25 protein-coding genes and 1 tRNA gene are annotated in these 21547 nt (G+C 71.5%); 14 read left to right on the forward strand and 12 right to left on the reverse strand.

Annotated features, from left to right (window positions below; translation table 11 throughout):
- Positions 1-96: 96 nt before the first annotated feature.
- The 10 genes from KZ820_RS12720 to KZ820_RS12765 all read left to right on the forward strand — a co-directional run bounded on the left by KZ820_RS12720 (position 97) and on the right by KZ820_RS12765 (position 9191).
- Positions 97-231, forward strand: a complete 135-nt coding sequence (locus KZ820_RS12720; RefSeq protein WP_183924194.1) for an aa3-type cytochrome c oxidase subunit IV — start codon at positions 97-99, stop codon at positions 229-231.
- A 7-nt stretch (positions 232-238) separates the two neighbouring features.
- Positions 239-1363: an NAD(P) transhydrogenase subunit alpha gene (locus KZ820_RS12725; protein ID WP_219749000.1), complete on the forward strand. Its 1125-nt coding sequence runs from the start codon at positions 239-241 to the stop codon at positions 1361-1363.
- Between the two features lie 192 nt (positions 1364-1555).
- Complete coding sequence (locus tag KZ820_RS12730) at positions 1556-1924, forward strand: endonuclease domain-containing protein (protein WP_219749001.1); 369 nt, start codon at positions 1556-1558, stop codon at positions 1922-1924.
- On the forward strand, positions 1924-2220 hold the full coding sequence (locus tag KZ820_RS12735; protein ID WP_183924186.1) for an NAD(P) transhydrogenase subunit alpha part 2: 297 nt from the start codon (positions 1924-1926) through the stop codon (positions 2218-2220). The genes KZ820_RS12730 and KZ820_RS12735 overlap by 1 nt, the downstream gene beginning before the upstream one ends.
- A 13-nt stretch (positions 2221-2233) precedes the next feature.
- Positions 2234-3730, forward strand: a complete 1497-nt coding sequence (locus KZ820_RS12740) for an NAD(P)(+) transhydrogenase (Re/Si-specific) subunit beta (RefSeq protein WP_219749002.1) — start codon at positions 2234-2236, stop codon at positions 3728-3730.
- A 4-nt stretch (positions 3731-3734) separates the two neighbouring features.
- Entirely contained in the window at positions 3735-4664 is a 930-nt protein-coding gene (locus KZ820_RS12745; RefSeq protein WP_219749003.1) for a winged helix DNA-binding protein, read from the forward strand.
- Positions 4665-4787: 123 nt separating this feature from the next.
- On the forward strand, positions 4788-6026 hold the full coding sequence (locus KZ820_RS12750) for an acyltransferase family protein (protein WP_219749004.1): 1239 nt from the start codon (positions 4788-4790) through the stop codon (positions 6024-6026).
- Between the two features lie 232 nt (positions 6027-6258).
- Positions 6259-6489 carry a hypothetical protein gene (locus KZ820_RS12755; RefSeq protein ID WP_219749005.1) on the forward strand — a complete coding sequence of 77 codons (231 nt, stop codon included), beginning with the start codon at positions 6259-6261 and terminating at the stop codon, positions 6487-6489.
- 813 nt (positions 6490-7302) lie between these two features.
- Positions 7303-8676, forward strand: coding sequence for a hypothetical protein (locus KZ820_RS12760; RefSeq protein ID WP_219749006.1), 1374 nt, complete (start codon positions 7303-7305; stop codon positions 8674-8676).
- A 439-nt stretch (positions 8677-9115) separates the two neighbouring features.
- Positions 9116-9191, forward strand: a tRNA-Val gene (locus tag KZ820_RS12765).
- A gap of 57 nt (positions 9192-9248) precedes the next feature.
- On the opposite strand, the gene KZ820_RS12770 is transcribed toward KZ820_RS12765, so the two are convergent.
- The 4 genes from KZ820_RS12770 to KZ820_RS12785 are packed head-to-tail and all read right to left on the reverse strand — an operon-like array spanning position 9249 to position 11059.
- A complete protein-coding gene (locus KZ820_RS12770) occupies positions 9249-9695 on the reverse strand; it encodes a winged helix DNA-binding protein (RefSeq protein WP_219749007.1) in 447 nt (148 codons plus the stop codon).
- Positions 9646-10152 carry a hypothetical protein gene (locus KZ820_RS12775; protein WP_219749008.1) on the reverse strand — a complete coding sequence of 169 codons (507 nt, stop codon included), beginning with the start codon at positions 10150-10152 and terminating at the stop codon, positions 9646-9648. The genes KZ820_RS12770 and KZ820_RS12775 overlap by 50 nt, the downstream gene beginning before the upstream one ends.
- A gap of 45 nt (positions 10153-10197) precedes the next feature.
- Positions 10198-10461 (reverse strand): hypothetical protein, encoded by a 264-nt coding sequence (locus KZ820_RS12780; protein ID WP_219749009.1) that lies wholly within the window; start codon positions 10459-10461, stop codon positions 10198-10200.
- Between the two features lie 52 nt (positions 10462-10513).
- A complete protein-coding gene (locus KZ820_RS12785; protein WP_219749010.1) occupies positions 10514-11059 on the reverse strand; it encodes a LuxR C-terminal-related transcriptional regulator in 546 nt (181 codons plus the stop codon).
- A 94-nt stretch (positions 11060-11153) separates the two neighbouring features.
- On the opposite strand from KZ820_RS12785, the gene KZ820_RS12790 reads away from it, so the two are divergent.
- Positions 11154-11624 (forward strand): DUF6456 domain-containing protein, encoded by a 471-nt coding sequence (locus KZ820_RS12790; RefSeq protein ID WP_219749011.1) that lies wholly within the window; start codon positions 11154-11156, stop codon positions 11622-11624.
- 42 nt (positions 11625-11666) lie between these two features.
- Positions 11667-12608, forward strand: coding sequence for a diaminopimelate epimerase (gene dapF, locus KZ820_RS12795; protein WP_219749012.1), 942 nt, complete (start codon positions 11667-11669; stop codon positions 12606-12608).
- 186 nt (positions 12609-12794) lie between these two features.
- Here dapF and KZ820_RS12800 read toward each other — a convergent pair whose 3' ends face one another.
- The 6 genes from KZ820_RS12800 to KZ820_RS12825 form a co-directional block, all read right to left on the reverse strand.
- Complete coding sequence (locus KZ820_RS12800) at positions 12795-13592, reverse strand: SirB1 family protein (protein ID WP_219749013.1); 798 nt, start codon at positions 13590-13592, stop codon at positions 12795-12797.
- An 88-nt stretch (positions 13593-13680) separates the two neighbouring features.
- A complete protein-coding gene (gene gloB, locus KZ820_RS12805) occupies positions 13681-14400 on the reverse strand; it encodes a hydroxyacylglutathione hydrolase (RefSeq protein ID WP_219749014.1) in 720 nt (239 codons plus the stop codon).
- Entirely contained in the window at positions 14400-14852 is a 453-nt protein-coding gene (locus KZ820_RS12810; protein ID WP_219749015.1) for a VOC family protein, read from the reverse strand. Before KZ820_RS12810 ends, gloB begins: the two co-directional genes overlap by 1 nt.
- 165 nt (positions 14853-15017) lie before the next feature.
- Positions 15018-15752, reverse strand: a complete 735-nt coding sequence (locus KZ820_RS12815) for a tetratricopeptide repeat protein (RefSeq protein WP_219749016.1) — start codon at positions 15750-15752, stop codon at positions 15018-15020.
- On the reverse strand, positions 15749-16474 hold the full coding sequence (locus tag KZ820_RS12820) for an alpha/beta hydrolase (protein WP_219749017.1): 726 nt from the start codon (positions 16472-16474) through the stop codon (positions 15749-15751). Before KZ820_RS12820 ends, KZ820_RS12815 begins: the two co-directional genes overlap by 4 nt.
- Before the next feature lie 334 nt (positions 16475-16808).
- Positions 16809-18101: an aspartyl/asparaginyl beta-hydroxylase domain-containing protein gene (locus KZ820_RS12825; RefSeq protein WP_219749018.1), complete on the reverse strand. Its 1293-nt coding sequence runs from the start codon at positions 18099-18101 to the stop codon at positions 16809-16811.
- Between the two features lie 7 nt (positions 18102-18108).
- Here KZ820_RS12825 and KZ820_RS12830 point away from each other — a divergent pair, with 7 nt between their 5' ends.
- Positions 18109-19191, forward strand: coding sequence for a hypothetical protein (locus KZ820_RS12830; RefSeq protein ID WP_308462216.1), 1083 nt, complete (start codon positions 18109-18111; stop codon positions 19189-19191).
- A 13-nt stretch (positions 19192-19204) separates the two neighbouring features.
- Here KZ820_RS12830 and KZ820_RS12835 read toward each other — a convergent pair whose 3' ends face one another.
- Both KZ820_RS12835 and KZ820_RS12840 read right to left on the reverse strand, forming a co-directional pair.
- Positions 19205-19459, reverse strand: a complete 255-nt coding sequence (locus KZ820_RS12835) for a hypothetical protein (RefSeq protein ID WP_219749019.1) — start codon at positions 19457-19459, stop codon at positions 19205-19207.
- Positions 19460-19541: 82 nt separating this feature from the next.
- Positions 19542-19805 carry a hypothetical protein gene (locus tag KZ820_RS12840; RefSeq protein ID WP_219749020.1) on the reverse strand — a complete coding sequence of 88 codons (264 nt, stop codon included), beginning with the start codon at positions 19803-19805 and terminating at the stop codon, positions 19542-19544.
- A 56-nt stretch (positions 19806-19861) separates the two neighbouring features.
- Here KZ820_RS12840 and KZ820_RS12845 point away from each other — a divergent pair, with 56 nt between their 5' ends.
- Positions 19862-21502, forward strand: coding sequence for a tetratricopeptide repeat-containing sulfotransferase family protein (locus KZ820_RS12845; RefSeq protein ID WP_219749021.1), 1641 nt, complete (start codon positions 19862-19864; stop codon positions 21500-21502).
- Positions 21503-21547 lie beyond the last annotated feature (45 nt).

The raw sequence follows: 21547 nt of genomic DNA on the forward strand, positions 1-21547 counted from the left end.
TGAGTAAAGGCGGGCTTAAGCCGCAACGGTGATATTGCCTCCGCCGGACCGCGCCTCTACGCTGCCGAAGACGATAGTGAGAAATATGAGGAAAAGATGGCGGAGAGTGGCGCGGGGCGCGGCGACATCAAGGCGCACGAGGCGACCTATTCCGGCATGATCGGCTGGCTGAAGTATGGCGCGGTGATCTGCTTTCTCCTCGCCTTCTTCGTCATCTGGCTGATCGCGTAACCGCGGCGTGAAGATCGCGGTCGTCAGCGAACAGGCATCGGGCGAGCGCCGCGTCGCCGCCACGCCCGAGACCGCGCGCAAGTTCATCGCGCTGGGCGCCGAGGTGGCGGTCGAGGCCGGGGCGGGCGCTGGCGCGGCGATCGCCGATTCGGACTATGCCGCCGCCGGTGCCGCGCTGGGCGACCGCGCCGCGACGCTGGCGGGCGCCGAGATCGTGCTGGCGGTGCAGCCGCCCGCAGCCGACTCGCTCGTCGGCGTCGCGCCGGGCGCCTGGGTGGTGGCGATCATGGCGCCGTTCGGCGACGGCCGCGGCCGAGTCGAGGCTTATGCGGCGGCGGGCTACGAGGCGCTGGCGATGGACCTGATGCCGCGGATCACGCGCGCGCAGTCGATGGACGTGCTGTCGTCGCAGTCGAACCTGGCGGGCTACAAGGCGGTGATCGACGCCGCGGCGGAATATGGCCGCGCCTTCCCGATGATGATGACCGCGGCGGGCACCGTCTCGGCGGCGCGGGTCTTCGTGATGGGGGTCGGCGTCGCCGGGCTGCAGGCGATCGCCACCGCGCGGCGGCTCGGCGCGCAGGTCTCCGCCACCGACGTGCGCTCGGCGACCAAGGAGCAGATCCTGTCGCTCGGCGCCAAGCCGGTGTTCGTCGAGGCGGTGGCGGGGATCGAGGGCGAGGGCAGCGGCGGTTATGCCGGCGAGATGTCGCCCGAGTACCAGAAGGCGCAGGCTGAGCTGGTCTCGGCGCACATCGCCAAGCAGGACATCGTGATCACCACCGCGCTGATCCCGGGGCGTGCGGCGCCGCGGCTGGTCAGCGACGCGCAGCTGGCGACGATGCGCCCCGGCAGCGTGCTGGTGGACCTGGCGGTCGAGCAGGGCGGCAACGTCGAGGGCGCGGTGGCGGGCGAGATCGTCGAGCGCCACGGCGTGCGCATCATCGGCCACCGCAACACGGCGTCGCGACTGGCCGCCGATTCGGCCGCGCTTTATTCGCGCAACCTGTACAACTTCCTCTCCACCTTCTGGGACAAGGAGCAGGGCCGCCCGGTGCTCGACGCCGAGATCGGCGACGCGGTGCGGCTGACGCGCGGCGGCGCGGTGGTCAACGCGAGGCTGCTGTCGTGATGGGCCCCCGATGTTCTTTTGCGAACTAAGATGAGGGTGGCGGACCTCCTCGATCCTCCCCTGGAAGGGGAGGTGGCGCGCGAAGCGCGACGGAGGGGTGTCGCGGGCCGTGAGTCCACCGACGCTCGCCGGCCTGGACACCCCTCCGTCAGCGCTGCGCGCTGCCACCTCCGCTTGCAGGGGAGGATCTAGGTGTTGCAAGGCCAGGAAGGTGTCGGGTCGCGGGCGCGGGCATTGCGCCAGACCATGTCGCTGCCCGAGGTCCTGCTCTGGCGCGCGCTGCGTGAACGGCCCGCGGGCTTCAAGTTCCGTCGCCAGCATCCGTCCGGCCCCTATGTCGCCGACTTCTACTGTCACGCCGCACGCCTGATCATCGAGATCGACAGCGAAGCGCACGAGCGCGGCGACCGCCCCGCGCGCGACGCCGCTCGCGACGCCTGGTTCGCCGCGCACGGCCTCTTCACAATCCGCCTCGCCGCGAGCGACGTGCTCGACGACCTAGACGCCATCGTCCGACACATCGTCACGCTCGCCGCCACCCGCACCGTCGGAGCACAATGATGGACTTCGTCGCGATCTTGTCGATCTTCGTGCTGGCGTGTTTCGTCGGCTATTACGTCGTCTGGTCGGTCACGCCGGCGCTGCACACGCCGCTGATGGCGGTGACCAACGCCATCTCCAGCGTCATCATCGTCGGCGCGCTGATCGCCGGCGCGGCCGCGGGAAGCACGGGCTCGAAGTGGCTCGGGCTCGCCGCGGTGGTGCTCGCCAGCGTCAACATCTTCGGCGGCTTCGCGGTGACGCAGCGGATGCTCGCCATGTACAAGAAGAAGGAGCGGCCGGCCCCGCGGCCGTGAGGGGGAGAGCCAAGTGGAGCATGTCGCGGTGAACCCCTGGGTCGCGCTGGCCTATCTCGTCGCCGGCGTGTGCTTCATCCTGGCGCTGCGCGGGCTCTCCAGCCCCGCCACCAGCCAGCGCGGCAACCGCCTCGGCATGATCGGCATGGGCGTGGCGGTGGTGACGACGCTGGTCACGCACGTGCCGCTCACCGCCACGCTGATCGAGGGCGAGGACTATGCCGCGCTGATCGCCCGGGTCGACTATGCCGCGGCGTTCGAGATCGTCGCCGCGATCGCGCTGGGCGCGGTGATCGGCGTCGGCGTGGCGCGGCGGATCGCGATGACCGCGATGCCGCAGCTGGTCGCGGCCTTCCACAGCCTGGTCGGGCTCGCCGCGGTGCTGGTCGCCGCCGCCGCCTTCCTCAACCCAGTCGCGTTCGGCATCGCGGTACCGGTGATCTTCCCCGACGGCAGTGCGGCGGCGCTGATCAACCCGGTGAGCCGAGTCGAGATGGGGCTGGGCGTGGCGATCGGCGCGATCACCTTCTCGGGCAGCGTGATCGCCTTCCTCAAGCTCAACGGCAACATGGGCGGCAAGCCGATCCTGCTGCCGGCACGGCACGCGATCAACCTCGGCGTGCTCGCCGCGATCCTGCTGCTGGTGGCCTATTTCACCGTCGACCAATCGCCCTGGGTGTTCTGGACGGTGACCCTGCTGTCGTTCGCGATCGGCTTCCTGCTGATCGTGCCGATCGGCGGCGCCGACATGCCCGTCGTCGTGTCGATGCTCAACAGCTACTCGGGCTGGGCCGCGGCGGCGATGGGCTTCACGCTCCACAACAGCGCGATGATCATCACCGGCGCGCTGGTCGGCTCGTCGGGCGCGATCCTCAGCTACATCATGTGCCGAGCGATGAACCGCAGCTTCGTGAGCGTGATCGCGGGCGGCTTCGGCGCCGAGGCGGCTGGCGGCGCGGGCGGCGCGGCGGCGAGCGACCGCGCCTGGAAGCGCGGCTCGGCCGAGGACGCCGCCTTCCTGATGAGCCAGGCCGAGCAGGTCATCATCGTGCCCGGCTACGGCATGGCGGTGGCGCAGGCGCAGCACGTGCTGCGCGAGATGGCGGACAAGCTCAAAGCGCACGGCGTCCGCGTGAAATATGCCATCCACCCGGTCGCGGGGCGAATGCCCGGTCACATGAACGTGCTGCTCGCCGAGGCGAACGTCCCCTATGACGAGGTGTTCGAGCTGGAGGACATCAACTCCGAGTTCGCCCAGACCGACGTGGCCTTCGTGATCGGCGCCAACGACGTGACCAACCCGGCGGCGAAGACCGACCGCGGCTCGCCGATCTACGGCATGCCCGTGCTCGACGTCGAAAAGGCCAAAACGGTTCTCTTCATCAAACGCTCGATGGGCGGGGTCGGCTATGCTGGAGTCGACAACGAGGTCTTCTACCGGGACAATACGATGATGCTGCTCGCCGACGCCAAGAAGATGGTGGAAGAGATCGTCAAGTCGCTCGACTGACGCGATGGCCCTCCCGTTCTATCACGCCGGCGGCCCGGCCACGCCCGCGTTCGCGCTCGCGAGCCTGAACGGCACCGGGGCGCTGGACGCGCGCGAGGCGATCGCGCTGCTCGGCGGCACGATCGCCGCGCACCACCCGCTCGCCGAGGCGCCGGGCGCACTCGCCCGCTCCGACGGCGCTCCCGCGATCGTGCTCGATCTCGCCGGCGCCGACGACGCGCTGGCGCACGACGTCGTCGCCGCGGTGGACTCGCTCGCGGCGGCGCGCGCGTGGCGACTCGTCGTCGCCTTCTCGATCGCGCAGATCGATCCCGTCGTCGCCGCGCTGGGCGAGGAGGCGGGCGCGGTGCAGCTGCTGTGTGAGCCTGACCGCGCCGAGTGGATCGGCGCGCTCGCGGTCGCGGCGGCCCACGCCGGCGGCGGGGGCGTGCGCTCGCCCGAGCGCGACTCGGAGCGGCTGGCGCGGCTCAGCGCCGAGGTGGCGCGGATCGCGGCGCTGCTCGCGCAGCTGAGCGACGGCGGCGTCGGGCTCGACCGCGCGGAGGAGCCGCGGCTCGCCTTCCACCCCGCCTCCACCGCCGCGGTGACGGTCACCGCCGCCCAGCTGCGCGCCGTGCTGCGCGCGCGGCGGCTGCGCGACCGCTTCCTCGGCAAGGGCCTGTTCGAGGATCCCGCCTGGGACATGCTGCTCGACCTCTACGCCTCGCGGCTGGAAGGGCGGCGGGTCTCGGTCTCGAGCCTGTGCATCGCCGCGGCGGTGGCGCCGACCACCGCGTTGCGCTGGATCACGCGGCTGACCGAGCGGCGGCTGCTCGCGCGCACGCCCGACCCGGGCGACCGCCGCCGCGTCTTCGTCGGGCTGACCGACGAGGCGGTGCGTGCGCTACAAGCCTATCTCGGCGCGCTCGCGGAGGCGGGGCTGCCGCTGGCGTGACGCGCGGCGTGGGGGCGCCGGTGAGACGCCAGAGTCCGGAAGCCACGCCCGCGCAGAGCCTAACCCGTTCTTCATCCACAATAACCATAAGGGCGGCTTCGGAAATGACGTAAAGCTAGATCAATGAGAACGGCCGACGATCACCGCGCGTTCGCGCCTTTGCCGCCTCCCGCTGTCGACGACGCTGATACCAGGAGGGATGATGGGAGGGCGATCAGCGCCACGCTCTCGCGTCCCCGCGAGCACCATCTCGACGCGGTACGGGGCCTCCTCATGCTGCTAGGCATCCCGTTTCATGCGGCGCATCCGTTCCGCGCCGATGGGGGGTCATGGTTCGTGCTCGCGGGTGAGCGGTCATCCGCGCTCACCGCCGCCATGGAGTTCCTGCATCTCTTCCGCATGCAGGGTTTTTTCCTGCTCGCGGGCTATTTCACGGCGATGCTGCTGCTGCGCCAGGAAGCCGGGACGTATCTCCGTTCGCGCATGACCCGCCTGCTACCACCGCTGCTGGTGTCGCTCTGTGTGTTGGTGCCGATCGCCAACCTTCTCGGTGCCTTACAGGAGCCGGACAGAGCGGCGGCGATCGCGCGCTGGCGATGGCAGCTGACCCACGTCGGGCGGCACACGACCGGCCATCTCTGGTTCGTGATCGTCCTCCTGTATCTGTCCGTCGCCTCGGCCGCGATCTGCCGGGCCTTGCCGGCCGTGCGGGCAGGGTGGATCGCCGCTCCTGCCTGGCTCAGCCACCGCACCTTGCCCGCGCTGCTCATCGCATTGGCGCTCGTCACCGCGGTGGTGCAATCGGCGCTGCTGTTGGCCGTCAAGGTGCTGCCTGAGATCGTCAATGTTCCCGGAGCCGTCATCTTCGCGGCCGAGTATCTGCCCTATTTCGTCATCGGTGCCGCGCTCCATCGCTGCCAAGGCGCCTATCAGCAGTTCATTCGAACGAACGCGCTGGTGGCGATCATCGGGGTGGTCGCAGCCATCTATAGCGTGGGCTGGAGCGGCGACCTGCCGGCGTTCGTGCGGCGCGTTCCCGCGGCCGTCGCGGCCCTGTGTCTCACGCAGGTCATCGTGGCGGGCGCCGCGACTGTGTTCACCGCCGGACGGGCTTGGATCAAGGAATTGGTGGACGCCTCCTTCGTGATCTACCTCGTTCACCTGCCGCTGCTGATCGGCCTGTTCTGGATCGTCGACTCGCTGACCACGTCGATCGCGCTGCGGTTCATCGTACCGAGCCTCCTGACGCTTCTGATCTCGCTCCTGATCTGGCGCGAGGTGAAGCGCGTACCGCTGCTGCTCTTCCTGCTGAGCGGCGTGCGTGGCCGGGAGCCGCGGCCCGCGTTGCCGCCGCCGGGCTGACGCCGCCGTCGTGCATCGTGAGGCGAGGCGAGCCGCTGGCGACCCACCGCGCTGGGAGGGCGCTGGCGGCGGCCGGCTTCATCGCCCTCATCCGTCGTCCTCGAACGATCGTCTCGCCACGGGTCGTGCCCCGAGGGCTGCACGGATAGTCGCGTGTTGGCCGCTACTTAGCTGCACCCGTCGGGCGTGGCTTAAGGCGAACACCCGGAGTGGGAAGACCGGCAGCGGGAAGATGGGCGAGGGGCGCGACGACGCCACGCCGCCCCGTGTGTCGCGGCATCGCCGTCGGCAAGAGCGCCGGCGTTTACCCGAGAGCCCCGGGACGCAGCCAGGCGATCAGCCGCTTGCAGGCGTGAGCGGCGCGCTCGAGCGCATATTCAGCGACTTCAACGAGGAAAGCCCCGTCATTCATGATCGACTCCGCTTCCGCTCGATCCTGCATCAGGAACGCGAACCCGGATGATTCGCTACGGCGATGATCGACGGCCAGGCCTGCCTGTCCCATCTTGAGGCGAAGCGGGCGGTCACGGCGCGGCTCACGGTTCGGGCGTCGCTCCCTCCTGGTTCGTTCGCATCGCGCGTGTAGAGGAAGCGGCGACGGCGGTCCCGAGGCGTTCCTCGCGCTAGACGCTAGCTCAGGAGTAGAGCCAGCTTGTCCACACGGCCCGCGCCATGCTTCGGACAGCCGCAGATTTCCCAGGCTTTCCGACCACCTTCAGGCGGGACTTCGGGACAATTCCGGGGCTTGCTGGTCGCGAGCGCGCCGCACATCTTCATGCGTCGCGTGCGCGTCCCGCGGCGTCGTCTTGATCAAGCGGTGCGTGAGCGCTTCCCAAGGTCGCGCACAGAAGGGTCCGCCGCGGGTATGGCGCAGGTCGCCCGTTATCGTGCACTGACGTCTGGTCCACATCGATGGATCGCCTAGGCCACGATCCCGGCGAAATGATCCGTGCAGTACTTCCTTGTATCCGTCGAACAGGCAGCAGCGCCCGAGCCGTTGGTACCAGCCGTAGAAAAACGGGGCCGATTGCATTACCCCGACCTACTCCGCCGCGGCGAAGCGCGAGGCGTCGGCACGAGCCGTCATGATGTTTCGCGAGCCGTCATGATGTTTCTTGCGGGTTGCTCGCCAGGTGCGCCTTGGGCGTTGGTCCGTCCAGCGAGCCAAGTGTGCGCCTTTGGGGCGAACCGCGCGGACCTGCTGCGTTGCGCCGCAATATGCTATGGCCTATCCCGCTGCCGCTCAGCCGCCCGCGGCCATTGATAGGAAGATCTCTTGGGCCTAGCCGACGCCATCCGCAGGACGCTGTCGCCGCAGGCGCGCCCTGGCGAGCTTAGCTCTCAGGGCGTCGTCGATAAGTGGGCTGGGATCGGCCTCGTAACCGCTGGCGTGCTCTACGTCATCTTCACCGCGATCGGCGGGATCGTTCGAGGCGTGCTCGGGCCGGTAGGGGCAGCGCCACTCATCTACCTTCCCGCCGTGCTCGCGATGCCGGCGCTGTTCGCGAACACGCTCGTCAGGGTCGGTGACCCGAGAACATCGACGCCGACGATCGCGGTGCTCGTGTTCCTTGCCATCGAGATCGTCATCGCCAAGCTCCTGGGCCGGGCAAACAGCGCGATCGCGTACCAGATTTACATCTTCATGGCCGGCCTGGTCATGATGGCGGCGACCCAGCGTGGCCTGCAGGAGCGCATCATCGCAGCCATGGTGCCGATGTTCTACGTGTCGGTGATTGGCGTGTTCTTGAACGTGTTCATCGACTTCCCATGGAAGGATGCGACCTTTGAGGTAATGGGGACGCAGCAGGGCGCGGCGCGAGAGTGGACGGCCGGCGGCGTCTCGCGTCTCGCAGGCTTCAGTCGCGCGAGCTACTTCGCTGCCGCGTGCATCCTGGTCGGCTTCTGCGCGGCAGAGCCGAAGCTCAAGTCGTTCGTGATGAAGGCTGCCGCTTGGGCGGTGGGGTTGGTTGCGATCCACCTGACTACGTCGAAGGCGCCGGAGCTGGCGATGGCTCTCCTGCCCGCTACCTACTTCCTGCTGGGACGATTGAAGGGCACCGCGGCTCCGCGGCGCAAGCTGGTCGCCAACCTCTACATGGCCCTATGGGTCGCCCTTATCTTCGCCGGCCCTCTGCTGGCGGTGACCTACGGCCGGCAGCTATTCCCCCGCGGTCCTGGTATCGGGCCGAGCTATAGCTCCCTTGCCGACCGCGTGCTGACCACCTGGCCGAACGCGCTGGCTCTCGTGAACTGGGGTGATCCTGTCAGCTGGCTGGTGGGGCGCGGCCTCGGCGGCATCGGCGGTCCGCAGACCGTCGCCGAGATCGATCGATACAACCCTGGTGACAATCTCGCCATTTACCTCTTCGTCATCTTCGGCCTCGGTGCGCTTCTGATTGCCTTCTTCATCTTTCGAGGTGGTCAGCGGGCGATCCAGTCGGACCGCAGCGGTCGGCGCGACTTCGCCATGATCATCGCGATGCTTGGCATCGGCTCCGCTTCGAACGTCATTGAAAGTGTGTTCGCCATGATGGTGCTCGGCCTTGCCATCGCCAAGCAGCCGCCCAGAGCGACTCGTGCCGCGCGCAAGCGCCGAAGCCTGCGTAGTCGCTCCTCGGGCGACCCGGCTTTAAGGACGGCCGAATGATGCGCGGAGGCCGCTTGCGCCGCGCGCTCGCGCCTAGGCGGGCGATCGCGTAGACGAACAGTGAAGGGTGGCAGCGGTCCACCACGCCCGACTTCTGCGAAATCTTCAGCGAGCCGCAGAGAAGCTGATGATCCTACATGCGCGACGATGGCCGCGTCGAGCGTAACAGCAAGCGGGGCGGCGCGACGAGCACGCCGATGGGCTCAGGCTCGGCGGTGCGTGCCGCAGGTCCCATCTTCTGGCGGCGCACGGCAACTCCGATCGCCGAGAAGCCGCGACCATTTCAGGCTACGTCGGGTGGTCTGGGGCGCGGAACTGATGCGCTTAAGGTTATCGCCGATTGCCGCTTGGCCGCGCACTCGTCTCCGCCCCCTCTTGCTCTCCGAAGCCGCGCGTGTAGAGGGAACAGCCACGCGGCACGCGAGGTCTTCCTCGCGCCGGGCGCTTAGCTCAGCTGGTAGAGCGGCTCGTTTACACCGAGTAGGTCGGCGGTTCGAACCCGTCAGCGCCCACCACCGCCGTCGCCGGGAGCGACCGACGCGCGCCTCGTTCCGTCAGACGAGCGCGCCCCGTCACCCCAGCCCGACCCAGCTGCTCGCCAGGTACAGCTCGATCAGCCGCAGCCCCTTGTCGCTGAGCGTCACCAGCGACCGGCGGCGGTCGTCGACGTCGGCGCGGCGCACCACCAGACCGCGCGACTCGAGCTTGCCGAGGCAGCGCAGCGCGGTGCTCGGCGGCACCGCCGCGCCGATGCACGCGCTCGACACCGGCACCAGCGCGCCGCGACCGCGGTGGATGTAGAGGTCGAGCAGCATGTCCCAGGCGGCCTCGCCGAACAGGTCGGTGCCGAACAGCCGGTCGCGCGAGCGCCGCTCCTGGTACATCAGCTCGGCGCGCTCGAGCAGCCCGGGCGCGGGCGCCGGCTGCTGCGCCTCCTTGGCGCGCAGCCGCTCGAGCAGCGCCTCGATCTCACGGATCGCGCAGCCCAGCTCCTCGCGCGTCGCAGGTTCGTGCCTCATCGGCCGCCCCCCGCCGCTGGAAGGTCCAGTCGAACTCGCGCGCCCCCGCGCGCAGCCGGCGGTGATGCCGCGCCACGCCGATCACCAGCAGCAGCAGCCCCGGATAGGCCAGCCACGCCGCGACGCGGGTGTAGACGATCGGCAGCACCGCCGGATCGTAGGCGCGCACGCCGTGAGTCATCACCGTCAGCGCGTGGAAGGCGGTGAGATACAGCGGCCAGAAGCGGTCCGCCGTGAGGCTCACCGCCACCAGCCCGGCGAGCAGCGCGGTGTCGATCGCCACCCGCTGCCACTCGACATGGAAGTAGGTGTAACCGCGCACGTGCGGCAGCAGGTAGGAGGCGATCGCCGCCGTCAGCAGCAGCGCCGCCACCCAGCGTTCCGGCGCGCCGCCGCGCCGGAAGGCATAGAGGCAGGTGCCCAGCAGCACCGCGGCGAAGACGAGGACTCGCGTCATCGGCCGCTTTCCCGATCAGGTTGATCACGTTCGATCCGCCGCGGCTCAGGCGGTGAAGCCGGGGCGGGGATCCTGCTTGTCGGTATCGCCGTACAGCCGCACGTCGAGCCCGCGCGCCTTGGCCAGCGCCTCGAGCAGGCGGTGGACGTCGGCGGTGGCGCCCTGCCCGCCGCTGATCTGCACGGCGACGTCGCTGATCCCGGCGCGGATCGACTTGCCGACGATCGGCGCGATGTTCTGCTCGATGCGCGCGTCGATGAGCGCCGCCATGAGCCGGCCGCACACCGCGAAGGCGCGGTCCTGCAGCATCTCGAGCTCGCGCAGCAGCGTGGCGACCGCCTCGACCTCGACCGAGGCGGACTCACCGCGCGAGCTGCGCGACGACGTCGCTGAGGGTGCGGACGAAGAGAGCGAAAAGACCGAAGCCGGTGACGAGGCCGAATATGATAGCGCCGAGCCAGAAGAGGCGCTGTGCGACAGTGAGGTCATTACCATCCCCTTTGCGGAACGGCAGCCACGGCGCGGCGGGGGCGTGTGTCGGCGCTCCCGTCCCGGCCGCGGCGGCCGGTGCCGGTGCGTCATCGCCCGGCTGGGACGGCTCTGCGGCGGGCAGGGGGGCGGGGTCTCCCACCGAGAAGCGACCCCTCGCTTCAGGGTGGGCGGCCTCGTGAGCGGCCAGCGCGGCCGCCGCGGCGGGGCGCCCGCCGACCCCGAGCAGCGCGGTCGCCTCGGTGAGATAGCCGCTCGCCGTATTCTCCGAGATGGCGAGCGCGCGCGCGATCTCCTTCACGCGATAGCGCTGGTGGTAGAGGCGCAGGCATTCCCGTTGCCGGGTCGTCAGTTTGGCGAATCGATCCGGCGACATGGTCCCGAGATGGGATAGCGCGCGAACCAAGTCATCAACCAAGATGCGCGGCGCGTACCGCGACGGGCCGCGGGGTGCTGTCCTACATCGTCCAACATCTGCCACCCCACGCCCCTCGTTGGACGAGGGAGGGACGATGCGCGAGCTGGTGGAGCAGGTGATCGACTCGAGCGGGCGGCGCGGCGCGGTGGTGCGCGGCGCGCGGCGCGGGCGGACGGTGACGGTGAACCGGCGCGAGTCGCCGCTGGCGTGGCTCGCCGCGCGCGGGCTGGTCGACGCGCGCCAGGCCGAAGCGGGCGAGCGGCTGCGCGCCGATTACGAGTGCGCGCAGCTCGCGCCTTCGGTGACGATGCGCTGGGCGCCGCGCGTCGACAACGGCCGCGGCGCCGCGCTCGATCCGGGCGAGGCGCAGCTCGCCGCCAAGCGCCGCTTCGACGCGGCGGTCGGCGCCGCGGGGCGCGGGCTGGCCGACGTGCTGTGGCGCGTGGTCTGCGCGGGCGAGTCGCTGCCCGACAGCGAGCGCGCGCTCGGCTGGCCGGCGCGCAGCGGACGGCTGGTGCTGTCGCTCGCGCTCGACCGGCTGGCGGACCATTACCGCCTGCCGTGATCGCCCCTTGCCCCGCGCGGCGCGCGCGGACACATAGGCGCGATGCGGCTGCGCTTCGTCAAATGCCACGGCTCGGGCAACGACTTCCCGCTGATCGACGCGCGCGACGCGGCGCTCGACGGCACCGACTGGGCGGGGGTGGCGTGCGCGCTCGCCGACCGCGCCGGCCCGGTCGGCGGCGACGGGCTGCTGCTGCTCACCCGCGGCGACGAACGCGCCGCCTTCGGCATGCGCATGTTCAACAGCGACGGCAGCGAGGCGGAGACCTGCCTCAACGGGCTGCGCTGCGTGGCGCGCGCGGGCTTCGCCGCGATGGGTCTGGAGCGCGCCACGGTGCGGCTCAAGACCAGCTACGCCGAGGTGGCGCGTGCCGAGGCGCTCGCGCCGGGCGTCTACACCGTCGCGGAGACAGCGGGCCCCGCCTCGCTCGACGCCGCCGCCTGGCCGCTGCGCGACACGCCGGCGCGGATCGTCGAGGCGCGGGTGCCGCCGCTGCCGAGCGAACGCGCCTTCACCGCGGTGGCGATGCCCAACCCGCATCTGGTCACCTTCGTCGACGCGGTCGACGAGGCCGAGCTGGTCGCGGTCGGGCAGGCGTGCGAGGCGGCGCCAGCGTGGCTGCCCAACCGCGCCAACGTCTCCTTCGTCGAGGTGCGCGGCGACGATCGGCTGTTCGTCCGCACCTTCGAGCGCGGCGTCGGGCTGACCGACAGCTGCGGCAGCGCGATGGCGGCCTCGACCTATGCCGCGGGGCTGACCGGGCGCGTGGCGTTCGACCGCTCGCTGACGGTGTACAACCGCGGCGGGCTGGTGCGCGCGCGCGCGGGCGTGGACGCGATGGTGACGCTCCACGGCAACGCGACCTGGGAGTGGGAGGGCAGCGTCACGGTCGATCCCGCGCGCGGCGTCGCGGGCGAGCTGGTGGTGGAGCGTCACGCCGCGGACGAGATCACCGCCTGGGCACGCGTGGTCGAGGCGGCGTAGAGCCACCAGGAGCGGGTAAGAAGCGGGCGAGACGGGCGACGGCTGCCCCTCACCGGCGTCATCCTGAGCTTGTCTCAGGATCCACGATCCCGCGAATCTCGCCGCCGGTGATCAAGCGGCACGGTGGATCCTGAGACGAGCTCAGGATGACGGCAGAGGTGCGAGAGGGCGTGGACGCGAACACCCTCACTCGCTGCCGAGCTGCTCCAGCAGGTCGGTCACCTTGCCGCGCAGCTCGGCGTCGCGCGTGATCTCGAGGATCGCGCCCAGGCTGCGGCGCGCGCGCTCGTGGTCGCCGTCGACCAGCTCCAGCCGGGCGCGCTCCCACCAGCCGTGCGGCTGGTCGGGCGCGAACACCGTCATCCGCTCGTACAGCTCGAGCGCGCGGCGGCCCTTGCCGGCGAGCTCGGCGCGCGCCGCCTGGTTCTGCAGCAGCCGCACCAGCACCGCGCGGTTGGGCATGGCGGCGACGTGGGTCACCGCGCGCCCCGGCCGTGCCGCCTCGAGCAGCGCCGACAGCCGCTCCGCGCCGACGCGTACGCCGCCCGCGAAGGGGTCGACGATCACCGGCTCGCTCTCGGCCTCGATCAGCACCAGCACGTGGCCGGGCACGTCGAGCACGTCGGCGCTCCAGCCGAGCCGCCGCGCCGCGGCGACGTAGAGGATGGACAGGCTCACCGGCAGCCCGCGGCGGCGCTCCAGCACCTGGAGCAGGTCGGCGTTCGCAGGGTCGTCGTAGCTGGTGGAATCGCCGAGGAACCCGAACTCGCCCGCGAACACCTCGGCGAGCGCGTCGGCGCGCTCGAGCGAGGTCTCGGCGTCGGCGCCGGTGACGTCGAGCCGGGTCGCGATCGCCTCCAGCAGATCCTGCGCGGGCGTGGGGTCGGCGTCGGGGTGGTCGAGCAGGGCGAGCAGCAGCGCGGCCTCGTCGAGCACGATATCGTCCTCGTCGATCAGGCCGAGGCGAAGGAGGTCGTCGGTCATATCGGCTGAGATGGGGGCGCGGGGCGCGACATGCGAGGGGGGCACATCCGCGGATCCTCCCCGTGCCGGGGAGGATCTGGTCAGCACCTCAGAACGAATCCTTCGCCGCGCGCCACCGCGCGAAGGTCGCCGCGTCCGGCGCGCGCAGGAAAGGGTTGGTCGCGCGTTCGGCGGCGATCGTGGTCGGCACCGTCGCCTCGCCCGCGCCCCGGGCGCGGTCCACCTCGGCCATGCGCGCCACCAGCGCCGCGTTGTCCGGCTCGACGGTCAGCGCGAAGCGACCGTTGCTCTGCGTGTACTCGTGGCCGCAATAGACCGCGGTCGAGTCGGGCAGCGCGGCGAGGCGACGCATGTTGGCGTACATCTGCGACGCGTCGCCCTCGAACAACCGCCCACAGCCGAGCGCGAACAGCGTGTCGCCGGTGAAGATCACCCCGTCGTCGGCGAGATGAAACGCGATATGCCCTGCGGTATGGCCCGGCACCTCCAGCACGGTGGCGCGATGCTGGCCGAGCGTGAGCGAGTCGCCCTCGCGCACGCCGCGGTCGAGCGGGTCGATCTTGGCGCGCTCCGCCTCGGGGCCGGTGACCGTCGCGCCGGTCGCGGCCTTCACCGCCGCGACGCCGCCGGTGTGATCGGGATGCCAATGCGTGATCCACGCCTGCCCGATCGTCCAGCCGCGCGCCTGGGCGGCGTCGAGCACGGGCGCGGCCTCGCCGGGATCGACCACCGCGACCGCGCCGTCCTCGGCGCGCACCAGCCAGCTGTAATTGTCCTTGAGTACCGGCACGCGGACGATCTCGAGCATCACCACGTCCCCGTGTTGGGCATCGACGCCCAGGGCTCGGCCGGGGCGAGCGGCGCGCGCGCCTGGAGCAGCTCGATCGAGATGCCGTCGGGGGTCTTCACGAAGGCCATATGGCCGTCGCGAGGCGGGCGGTTGATCGTCACCCCGGCGTCGGCGAGCCGCTGGCAGGTCGCGTAGATATCGTCGACCCGGTAGGCGAGATGCCCGAAGTTGCGGCCACCGGTGTAGACCTCGGCGGCGCTGCCGTCCGCGGGCGGCCAATTGTAGGTCAGCTCGACCTCTACGCGGCGGTCGCCGATCGCTTTATCCGCCTCGGCGGCGAGGAAGATGAGCGTGAACCGCGCCGCTTCATTGTCGATCCGGCGCACCTCTTCGAGGCCGAGCAGCGCGAAGAAGGCGATCGTGGCGTCGGGGTCGCTGACGCGGATCATGGTGTGGAGATATTGGGTCATTCTACCTTCCGTTGTGGTGAGGGCAGCGGTTCGTCGAGTGGCGAAAACACGTAGACCGAAGGAACGCTGCAACGTCCCAGCTCAACAACCACCCCGGCGTGCGCCGGGGTGGCGAGAAACGAACGACAGGTTCGAGGCTGTGTACGCCCGCGACAATCGCTCGCGTTATTTCCCGCCGAACTGCGTCAGCGCCTGCGCCGCCGACTGCCCCGCGGGCGAGTCGGGCGCGAGCCGCGCCGCTTCCTGCCACGCCGCCTTGGCGCGATCGGCGTCACCGCCCGCCGCGGCGATGTTGCCCGCCTCGAGCTGGACCGAGGCGTCGTCGGCGGAACGGCGCAGCGCCTGCGCGATGTCGGCGCGCGCGCGGCCGAGATCGCCGCCGCGCCGCGCCAAGGTGGCGGAGAGCAGCCACGCCAGCGGGTCGTCGCCCGCGGTCGCCAGCGCCTGGTCGAGGTCGGTGCGCGCGCCGGCGGCATCGCCCAGCGCGACCAGCGCGCGGGCGCGGTCGAGATGCGCCTCGCCGCGCTGCAGCTCGACCAGCGTTCCGGCCGCCAGCGCCGCGTCGAGCGCGCCGCGCGCCTTGGCGGCGTCGCCAGCGGCTAGCCAGGCGTTGCCCGCCTGCGCCCAATAATCCGCCGCGTGCGAGTCGTGCGCCAGCTCGGCGCCGCGCGCGGCCTCGGCGAAGGCCGCGCCCGCCTCGGCGTAGCGGTCCTGCGCCGCCAGCGCGAGCGCGAGGCACGCGCGCAGCCCCGCGCCGCCGCGCCGTGCGCGCGCCTCCGCGGCGGCGGGGTCGCTCCGCGTCTGGGCGACGCAGCCCGCCGCTGGGTCGCTGCCGACCACGCCCGGCGGCGTCGCGGCCTGGGCAGCGGCGGTGAGCAGCAGCGGGGCGAGCGGGATCATGGCACCACATCCTCCACCGCGCGGATCAGCAGCGCGAGATCGTCCTCGCGCGACAGGCGGTGGTCGCCGTCCTTGACCAGCCAGGTCTGAACGTGCGGCGAACGGATCAGCTCGGCGAGCCGTGCCGAGCGATGCCACGGCACGTCGGGATCGGCCTGGCCGTGCAGCAGCCGCACCGGTCCGTCGAACGCGATCGGTCCCGACATCAGGCGATTGGCCTCGCCCGACTGCCAGAAGCGGCGCGTGTAGACGGTCGGCGCCGGACCATAAGGGTTGGCGCGCTCGAGCCGGCCGTGCTCGAGCAGGTACATCTTCTCGTCCTGCGAGAAGCCCCAGTCGGTGAAGTCGGGTGCGGCGGCGATGCCGACCAAGGCGGCGACGCGCGCGGGGCGCGCCAGCGCGGCGAGCAGCATCACCCAGCCGCCCATCGACGAGCCGACCAGCACCACCGGCCCGTCGACATGGTCGATCATCGCCAGCGCGTCATCGCGCCAGTCGGTGAGCGACTGATCCTCGAACTTGCCCTCGGAGGCGCCGCAGCCGCCGTAATCGAAGCGCAGGAAGCCCTGGCCGCGTGCCTTGGCCCATTGCTCGAGCGCGAGCGCCTTGGTGCCGCTCATGTCGGAGGCGTAGCCGGGCAGGAAGATCACCGTCGGCGCGGTACCGGCGTGATGGTGATAGGCGAGGCGCGGTCGCTTCGGCGCGGTGGTGACGATGCTCATGTGCGGGGGCTTAGACGCGGCGCCGCGCTTTGCGAAGGCGGGGGGAGTTGAGTCGCGTGCGGGTGGGCGGCAGGACTGCCTTCCTCTCCGTCACATGGCTTCGTTCCAACGCTCTTCTCCGTCATTCCCGCGAAGGCGGGAATCCATACACGCTGACGTCGCGCTTGATCGACAGGTCTGCGCGTCTGGATCCCCGCCTCCGCGGGGATGACCATTGAAAGGCGGAGATGACGAGGAAGGCGCGGGGGGAAGGCGCGGGAGGGCGTCTGCTTAAGCGGCATTGCACCTCACCGCCTTTCGCCGCACTACCCGCGAGCGACGCCCCTGCGCCCCCTCACTCCCCGACCCGCAGCCGCGCCAGCTCGCGCTCGGGTGCGTCGGCGGAGGCGGCGAAGAACTGGCGCAGCAGCGCGCGCTCGTCGGCGGTGAGGTGCGGGTTCCAGGCGTCGAGAATCAGGATCGCGCGCGGCCGGTCGGAGCGGTTCCACGCCTCGTGCTCGATCGTGTCGTCGAACGCCCAGGCGCGGCCTTCCTCCCACTGGCGCGTCTCGCCGCCGACGCGGAAGCCGCAGTCGGGCGGCACCACCAGCGGCAGGTGGACGATCGCGCGCGCGTTGCTCACCCCCGTGTGCGCGGGCAGATGCGCGCCCGGCGCGAGGATAGAGAAGAACACCGTCGGCGTCCGCCCCGGCAGATCGGAGAGCGGCAGCGCCTCCACCGCGGCGGCGGTGCGCGGCACGCGCGCGCAGACCGCGTCGTCGCGCCGGCCGTCGCGCCACAGATGCAGCGCGCCCCAGGCGAGCGAGCCGTCGAGCGCGGACCATTTGTTGCGCGGTGTCCCCGGCTTCATCGCGACATAGGGGCGCAGCGCGTCGGCATCCTCGGCCAGCACGCGCAGCAGCTCGCCGCGGATCGTCGCGGTCTCGGCCTCGAGCCGGTCGAACCACGGGAACAGCTCGCGCGCGAAGAACTCGTCGGCGGGCAGGAAAGGGACGTGCAGCCCGGCGCAATGGTTGGCGTAGATCTGGCGCCGCCCCAGCGCATGGTCGACGCAGGCGTCGATGCGCCGTCGCGCGGCCGGTGCGAGCGCAGCGCGGGCCGGCGCCAGCGCGGCGTCGATCGCGGCCGCGAAGCCGGCGCGCTGGGTCGCGACATAGTCGCGCGCGTGCTCGAGCATCGCCTCGATCGCGGGGGAGCGCTCGTCGAGCAGCGCCGCCATCGTCAGCACGTTGCCCCAGCGCTCCGCCGCCTCGCCCCGCTCGCCCGCGCGCTCGTGCCACTCGGCCAGCCTCACGAGCGCCATGAAGTGGCGCTGGTCGATCGCCAGCGCGCCCTCCAGCGCGGCGCGCTCGGCGGCGGCGTCGTCGCGCGAGCGATGCGCGCGCGCCAGGTTCATCCACAGTTCCGGCGCGGCCGGATCGGCGGCGATCGCGCGCGTGAACCAGTCCGCCGCTGCCGCGTAGGCACCGCGCGCGAGCGAGTCGACGCCGATCGCGTTGAGCGCCAGCGGATGCTCGGCCCCGCTCGCCACCGCGGCGTGGAACAGCCGCACCGCCTCGTCGCGGCGGCCGGCGTCACGCGCCGCGAGCGCGGCGGCGAGATGCTTCTGGGATCGGGCCGAGTTCATAACATGGATGATAACCGATCGCGCGGACTGGACAATCGCGCGCGTGCCGGCGCACAGCGCGGCGATGGCGGCGGCTCCTCTCCCCCTGCTCGACGCGACCTGGCTGGCGCACCGCTACGATCCGGGTCACGATGCCTTCCACTTCCGGCGCGTGCCGCGCGAGACGCACCGCGCCGCCACCTTCCTCACCGACGAGTATCTGCCGCAGGACGGCGTGGCGCCGCTGGTGGTGCGCCGCGCCGACGCGCGCGCCGCCGCGCCCGCGCCCGCGCCGCTGCACTGGATCTTCCACTCCGCCTTCTGCTGCTCGACGCTGCTGGCGCGCGCGGTCGATCGACCCGGCGCGGCGATGGGACTCAAAGAGCCGGTGGTGCTCAACGACCTGATCGGCTGGCGCCGCCGCGGCGAGCCCGGTCCCGATCTCGCCGCGGTGCTCGACGACACGCTCGCGCTGCTGGCCCGCCCGTTCGCACCGAGCGAGGCGGTAGTCGTCAAGCCCTCGACTATCGCCAACGGCTTCGCCCCCGCGCTGCTGACGCTGCGGCCCGACAGCGCCGCGCTGCTGCTCCACGCGCCGCTGCCAACCTATCTCGGCTCGGTGGCGAAGAAGGAGCTGGAGGGGCGGCTCTGGGTGCGCACCCTGCTCGCGGGCATGCTCGACGACGGGCTGGCGCGCTTCGGCCATGACGCGCGCGGGTTGTTCGCGCTGACCGACCTGCAGGTCGCCGCGCTCGGCTGGCTCGGCCAGCACGCGCTTTTCGCCGAGCTGGTCGAGCGCTTCGGCGCGGCACGGGTGCGCACGCTCGACAGCGCGACGCTGATGGCGCGCCCGCGCGAGGCGCTGGCCGCGCTGGCGGCGCTCTACCGGCTGCGCCTCGACGATGCCGCGCTCGACACTATCGTCGCGGGGCCGGCGTTCACGCGCCACTCGAAGTTCGGCAACGCCTTCGACGCGACCGCGCGCGCCGCCGAGCATCGCGACGCCGCGGCGCTGCATGCGCCGGAGATCGAGCTGGTGGTGCGCTGGGCCGAGCAGGTCGCGGCGACCTTCGGCATCGCGCTGACGCCGCCGGCACCGCTGCTCGGCTAGGTGCCGCGCGCGCTCACTGCAGGTCGCCGGGCATCCGGCCGCCCATACGGCTCTGATTGATCGAGCGCAGTTCGTCACGATCGCGCTGCCACTCGGCCTTCGTCTTGCACACGCGCTCGCTGTCGACCAGCGAGCCGGTCTTGGTGAAGCGCTTGCAGATCACCTTGTCGGCCGCATCCACCGCTTTCTCCGGGGCGTCCTTGGTCTTGGCCTGGGCCGCGGGAGAGGCGACGGCGAGCAGGAGGGCGAGGGCGGTGAACCGGTGCATGATCGGGCCTTGTTCGTCGGAGGCGATGCGTTGAGGCTAGGCCGCGCCGGCTGGGCCTGTCAAACCACCTCGCGCGGCACGTTCAACAGCCATTGAGTGTCGGCTGACCGCAGGCGCCCGAGGCGGCGGAATTGCGCAGATTGTCGCGATCACGCTGCCACTCGCCCTTCGTCTTGCACACGCGCACGCTGTCGACGAGCGAACCCGTCTTGGTGAAGCGCTTGCAGATCACCTTGTCCGAACGGTCCGCCGCCTTCTCGGCGGCGTCGCGCGGCCTGGCGTGCTCGCCCGCGACCGGCCCGGCAACGGCGGCCAGGGTGAGGGCGAGCGCGGCGATGCTGTGCATGGGGGAGCCCCTGTCGTATGCGGCTGAGCTACGAGGCTAAGACGGAGCGCCGAGCCATGTCAAACCGAGTCGTGCGGCGGCGCACCAGAGCGGGTCGCGGTGACGCCGCGACGAGTCGCGCGGGGATCGAGCGCGCGCTCGCGGCGGGCGACGTGCCGCGCGCCGCCGCGCTGGCCGAGGCCGCGCTCGCCGCGGGCGCGAGCGACCCGATGATCCTCAACCTCGCCGCGTGGCGGCGGGAGGAGGCGGGCGACTTTGGCGGCGCGCACGCGCTGCTGCGCCGCGCGCTCGCGCTGGCACCGGGCGACGTGATGATCGCGGGCTCGATCGGCGCGGTGCTGCGCAAGGAGGGCCGGTTTGACGAAGCGCTGGCGGTGCTCGACCGCGTCGTCGCCGCCGAGCCGCGTCACGCCGCCGCCTGGCTCGAGCGCGGCTACACGCTCGACTCGCTCAAGCGCGAGGACGAGGCGGGCGTGAGCTATCGCCGTGCGCTCGCGCTCGACTCGACCCTGGCGCCCGCCTACGGCCGCCTCGCCGACACCGCGGCGCGGCGCGGTCGCGCCGAGGAGGCACGCGACCAGGCCGCGCGCGCGCTCGCGCTCGACCCGTACGAGCCCGCCGCGTCGGCCGCGCTCGCCACCGTCGCGATCGAGGCGCGCGACGGTGCCGCGGCCGAGGCGCGGCTGCGGCCGCTGGTCGCGCGCGTCGGCGGCGACGATCGCACGCGCACGCTGACGCTGCTCGGCGACGCGCTCGACCGCCAGGACCGCACCGAGGCGGCCTTCGACTGCTACCGCGCCGCGCAGGCGAACTTCCGCGAGGTCTATCGCGCCGCGCTCGAGCCCGGGCCGGAGCGCCCATCGCACCGCGCCTTCATCGAGCGGATCGCGGCGCAGCTCGACGCACCGCGCGCGCCCGCTCCTGGCGGTGACGTGCCCGGTGCCGCGGCGACCCATGTCTTCCTGCTGGGCTACCCGCGCTCGGGCACGACGCTGGTCGAGAACGTCTTGGCGAGCGCGCCCGGCGTCACCGCGCTGGAGGAGCGCGAGACGTTGGCTGGCACCGACGGCGTGCTGGTGCAGAACGACGGCGCCATGCCCGACCTCGCCGCGCTCGACCCCGCGCTGCGCGACCGGCTGCGCGCCGATTACTGGCGGCGCGTGGCGGCGCTGGGCGCGGCGACGGCCGGCACGTTCGTCGACATGAATCCGCTCAACGGCGCCAAGCTGCCGATCATCGCCGCGCTGTTTCCGCGGGCTCGCGTGCTGGTGATGCGGCGCGACCCGCGCGACGTGGTGCTGAGCTGTTACCGCATCAACTTCACCCCCAGCCCCGCGGCCTGGTGCTTCAGTGACCTGGAGGAGACCGCGCGCCACTATGACGCTTTGATGACGCTGACCGAGCGCGCGCGCGCAACGCTGCCGCTCGCCTTCCACGAGGTGCGCTACGATCGCCTGGTGACCGACTTCGCGCCGACAGTCCGTGCCATGGCGGATTTCATCGGCCTGCCCTGGACCGACGACTTCGAACGCTTCGACCGCACCGCGCAGGCCCGCGGCGTGCGGACCGCGAGCGCCACCCAGGTACGCCGCGGCCTGTTCGACGGCCGCGGGCAGTGGCGTCGCTACGCCGACCAGCTCGCCCCGGTGCTGCCGATCCTTCGGCCCTGGGTCGAGCGGTTCGGCTTCGCGGATTGAGCGCCTCTGCGCGGTAGGGGTTGGATTAACCGCCGACCCGTGTTG

This window comes from Sphingomonas citri (assembly GCF_019429485.1).
GTDB classification, from domain to species: domain Bacteria; phylum Pseudomonadota; class Alphaproteobacteria; order Sphingomonadales; family Sphingomonadaceae; genus Sphingomonas; species Sphingomonas citri.

Bases quoted from the DNA above. Each gene is read 5' to 3' on its own strand.
- KZ820_RS12720 (WP_183924194.1), top strand. From the start codon at position 97: ATGGCGGAGAGTGGCGCGGGGCGCGGCGACATCAAGGCGCACGAGGCG.
- KZ820_RS12735 (WP_183924186.1), top strand. From the start codon at position 1,924: ATGGACTTCGTCGCGATCTTGTCGATCTTCGTGCTGGCGTGTTTCGTC.
- KZ820_RS12745 (WP_219749003.1), top strand. From the start codon at position 3,735: ATGGCCCTCCCGTTCTATCACGCCGGCGGCCCGGCCACGCCCGCGTTC.
- KZ820_RS12750 (WP_219749004.1), top strand. From the start codon at position 4,788: ATGAGAACGGCCGACGATCACCGCGCGTTCGCGCCTTTGCCGCCTCCC.
- KZ820_RS12755 (WP_219749005.1), top strand. From the start codon at position 6,259: ATGGGCGAGGGGCGCGACGACGCCACGCCGCCCCGTGTGTCGCGGCAT.
- KZ820_RS12770 (WP_219749007.1), bottom strand. From the start codon at position 9,695: ATGAGGCACGAACCTGCGACGCGCGAGGAGCTGGGCTGCGCGATCCGT.
- KZ820_RS12775 (WP_219749008.1), bottom strand. From the start codon at position 10,152: ATGACGCGAGTCCTCGTCTTCGCCGCGGTGCTGCTGGGCACCTGCCTC.
- KZ820_RS12780 (WP_219749009.1), bottom strand. From the start codon at position 10,461: ATGCTGCAGGACCGCGCCTTCGCGGTGTGCGGCCGGCTCATGGCGGCG.
- KZ820_RS12790 (WP_219749011.1), top strand. From the start codon at position 11,154: ATGCGCGAGCTGGTGGAGCAGGTGATCGACTCGAGCGGGCGGCGCGGC.
- dapF (WP_219749012.1), top strand. From the start codon at position 11,667: ATGCGGCTGCGCTTCGTCAAATGCCACGGCTCGGGCAACGACTTCCCG.
- KZ820_RS12800 (WP_219749013.1), bottom strand. From the start codon at position 13,592: ATGACCGACGACCTCCTTCGCCTCGGCCTGATCGACGAGGACGATATC.
- gloB (WP_219749014.1), bottom strand. From the start codon at position 14,400: ATGCTCGAGATCGTCCGCGTGCCGGTACTCAAGGACAATTACAGCTGG.
- KZ820_RS12810 (WP_219749015.1), bottom strand. From the start codon at position 14,852: ATGACCCAATATCTCCACACCATGATCCGCGTCAGCGACCCCGACGCC.
- KZ820_RS12815 (WP_219749016.1), bottom strand. From the start codon at position 15,752: ATGATCCCGCTCGCCCCGCTGCTGCTCACCGCCGCTGCCCAGGCCGCG.
- KZ820_RS12820 (WP_219749017.1), bottom strand. From the start codon at position 16,474: ATGAGCATCGTCACCACCGCGCCGAAGCGACCGCGCCTCGCCTATCAC.
- KZ820_RS12825 (WP_219749018.1), bottom strand. From the start codon at position 18,101: ATGAACTCGGCCCGATCCCAGAAGCATCTCGCCGCCGCGCTCGCGGCG.
- KZ820_RS12830 (WP_308462216.1), top strand. From the start codon at position 18,109: ATGATAACCGATCGCGCGGACTGGACAATCGCGCGCGTGCCGGCGCAC.
- KZ820_RS12835 (WP_219749019.1), bottom strand. From the start codon at position 19,459: ATGCACCGGTTCACCGCCCTCGCCCTCCTGCTCGCCGTCGCCTCTCCC.
- KZ820_RS12840 (WP_219749020.1), bottom strand. From the start codon at position 19,805: ATGCACAGCATCGCCGCGCTCGCCCTCACCCTGGCCGCCGTTGCCGGG.
- KZ820_RS12845 (WP_219749021.1), top strand. From the start codon at position 19,862: ATGTCAAACCGAGTCGTGCGGCGGCGCACCAGAGCGGGTCGCGGTGAC.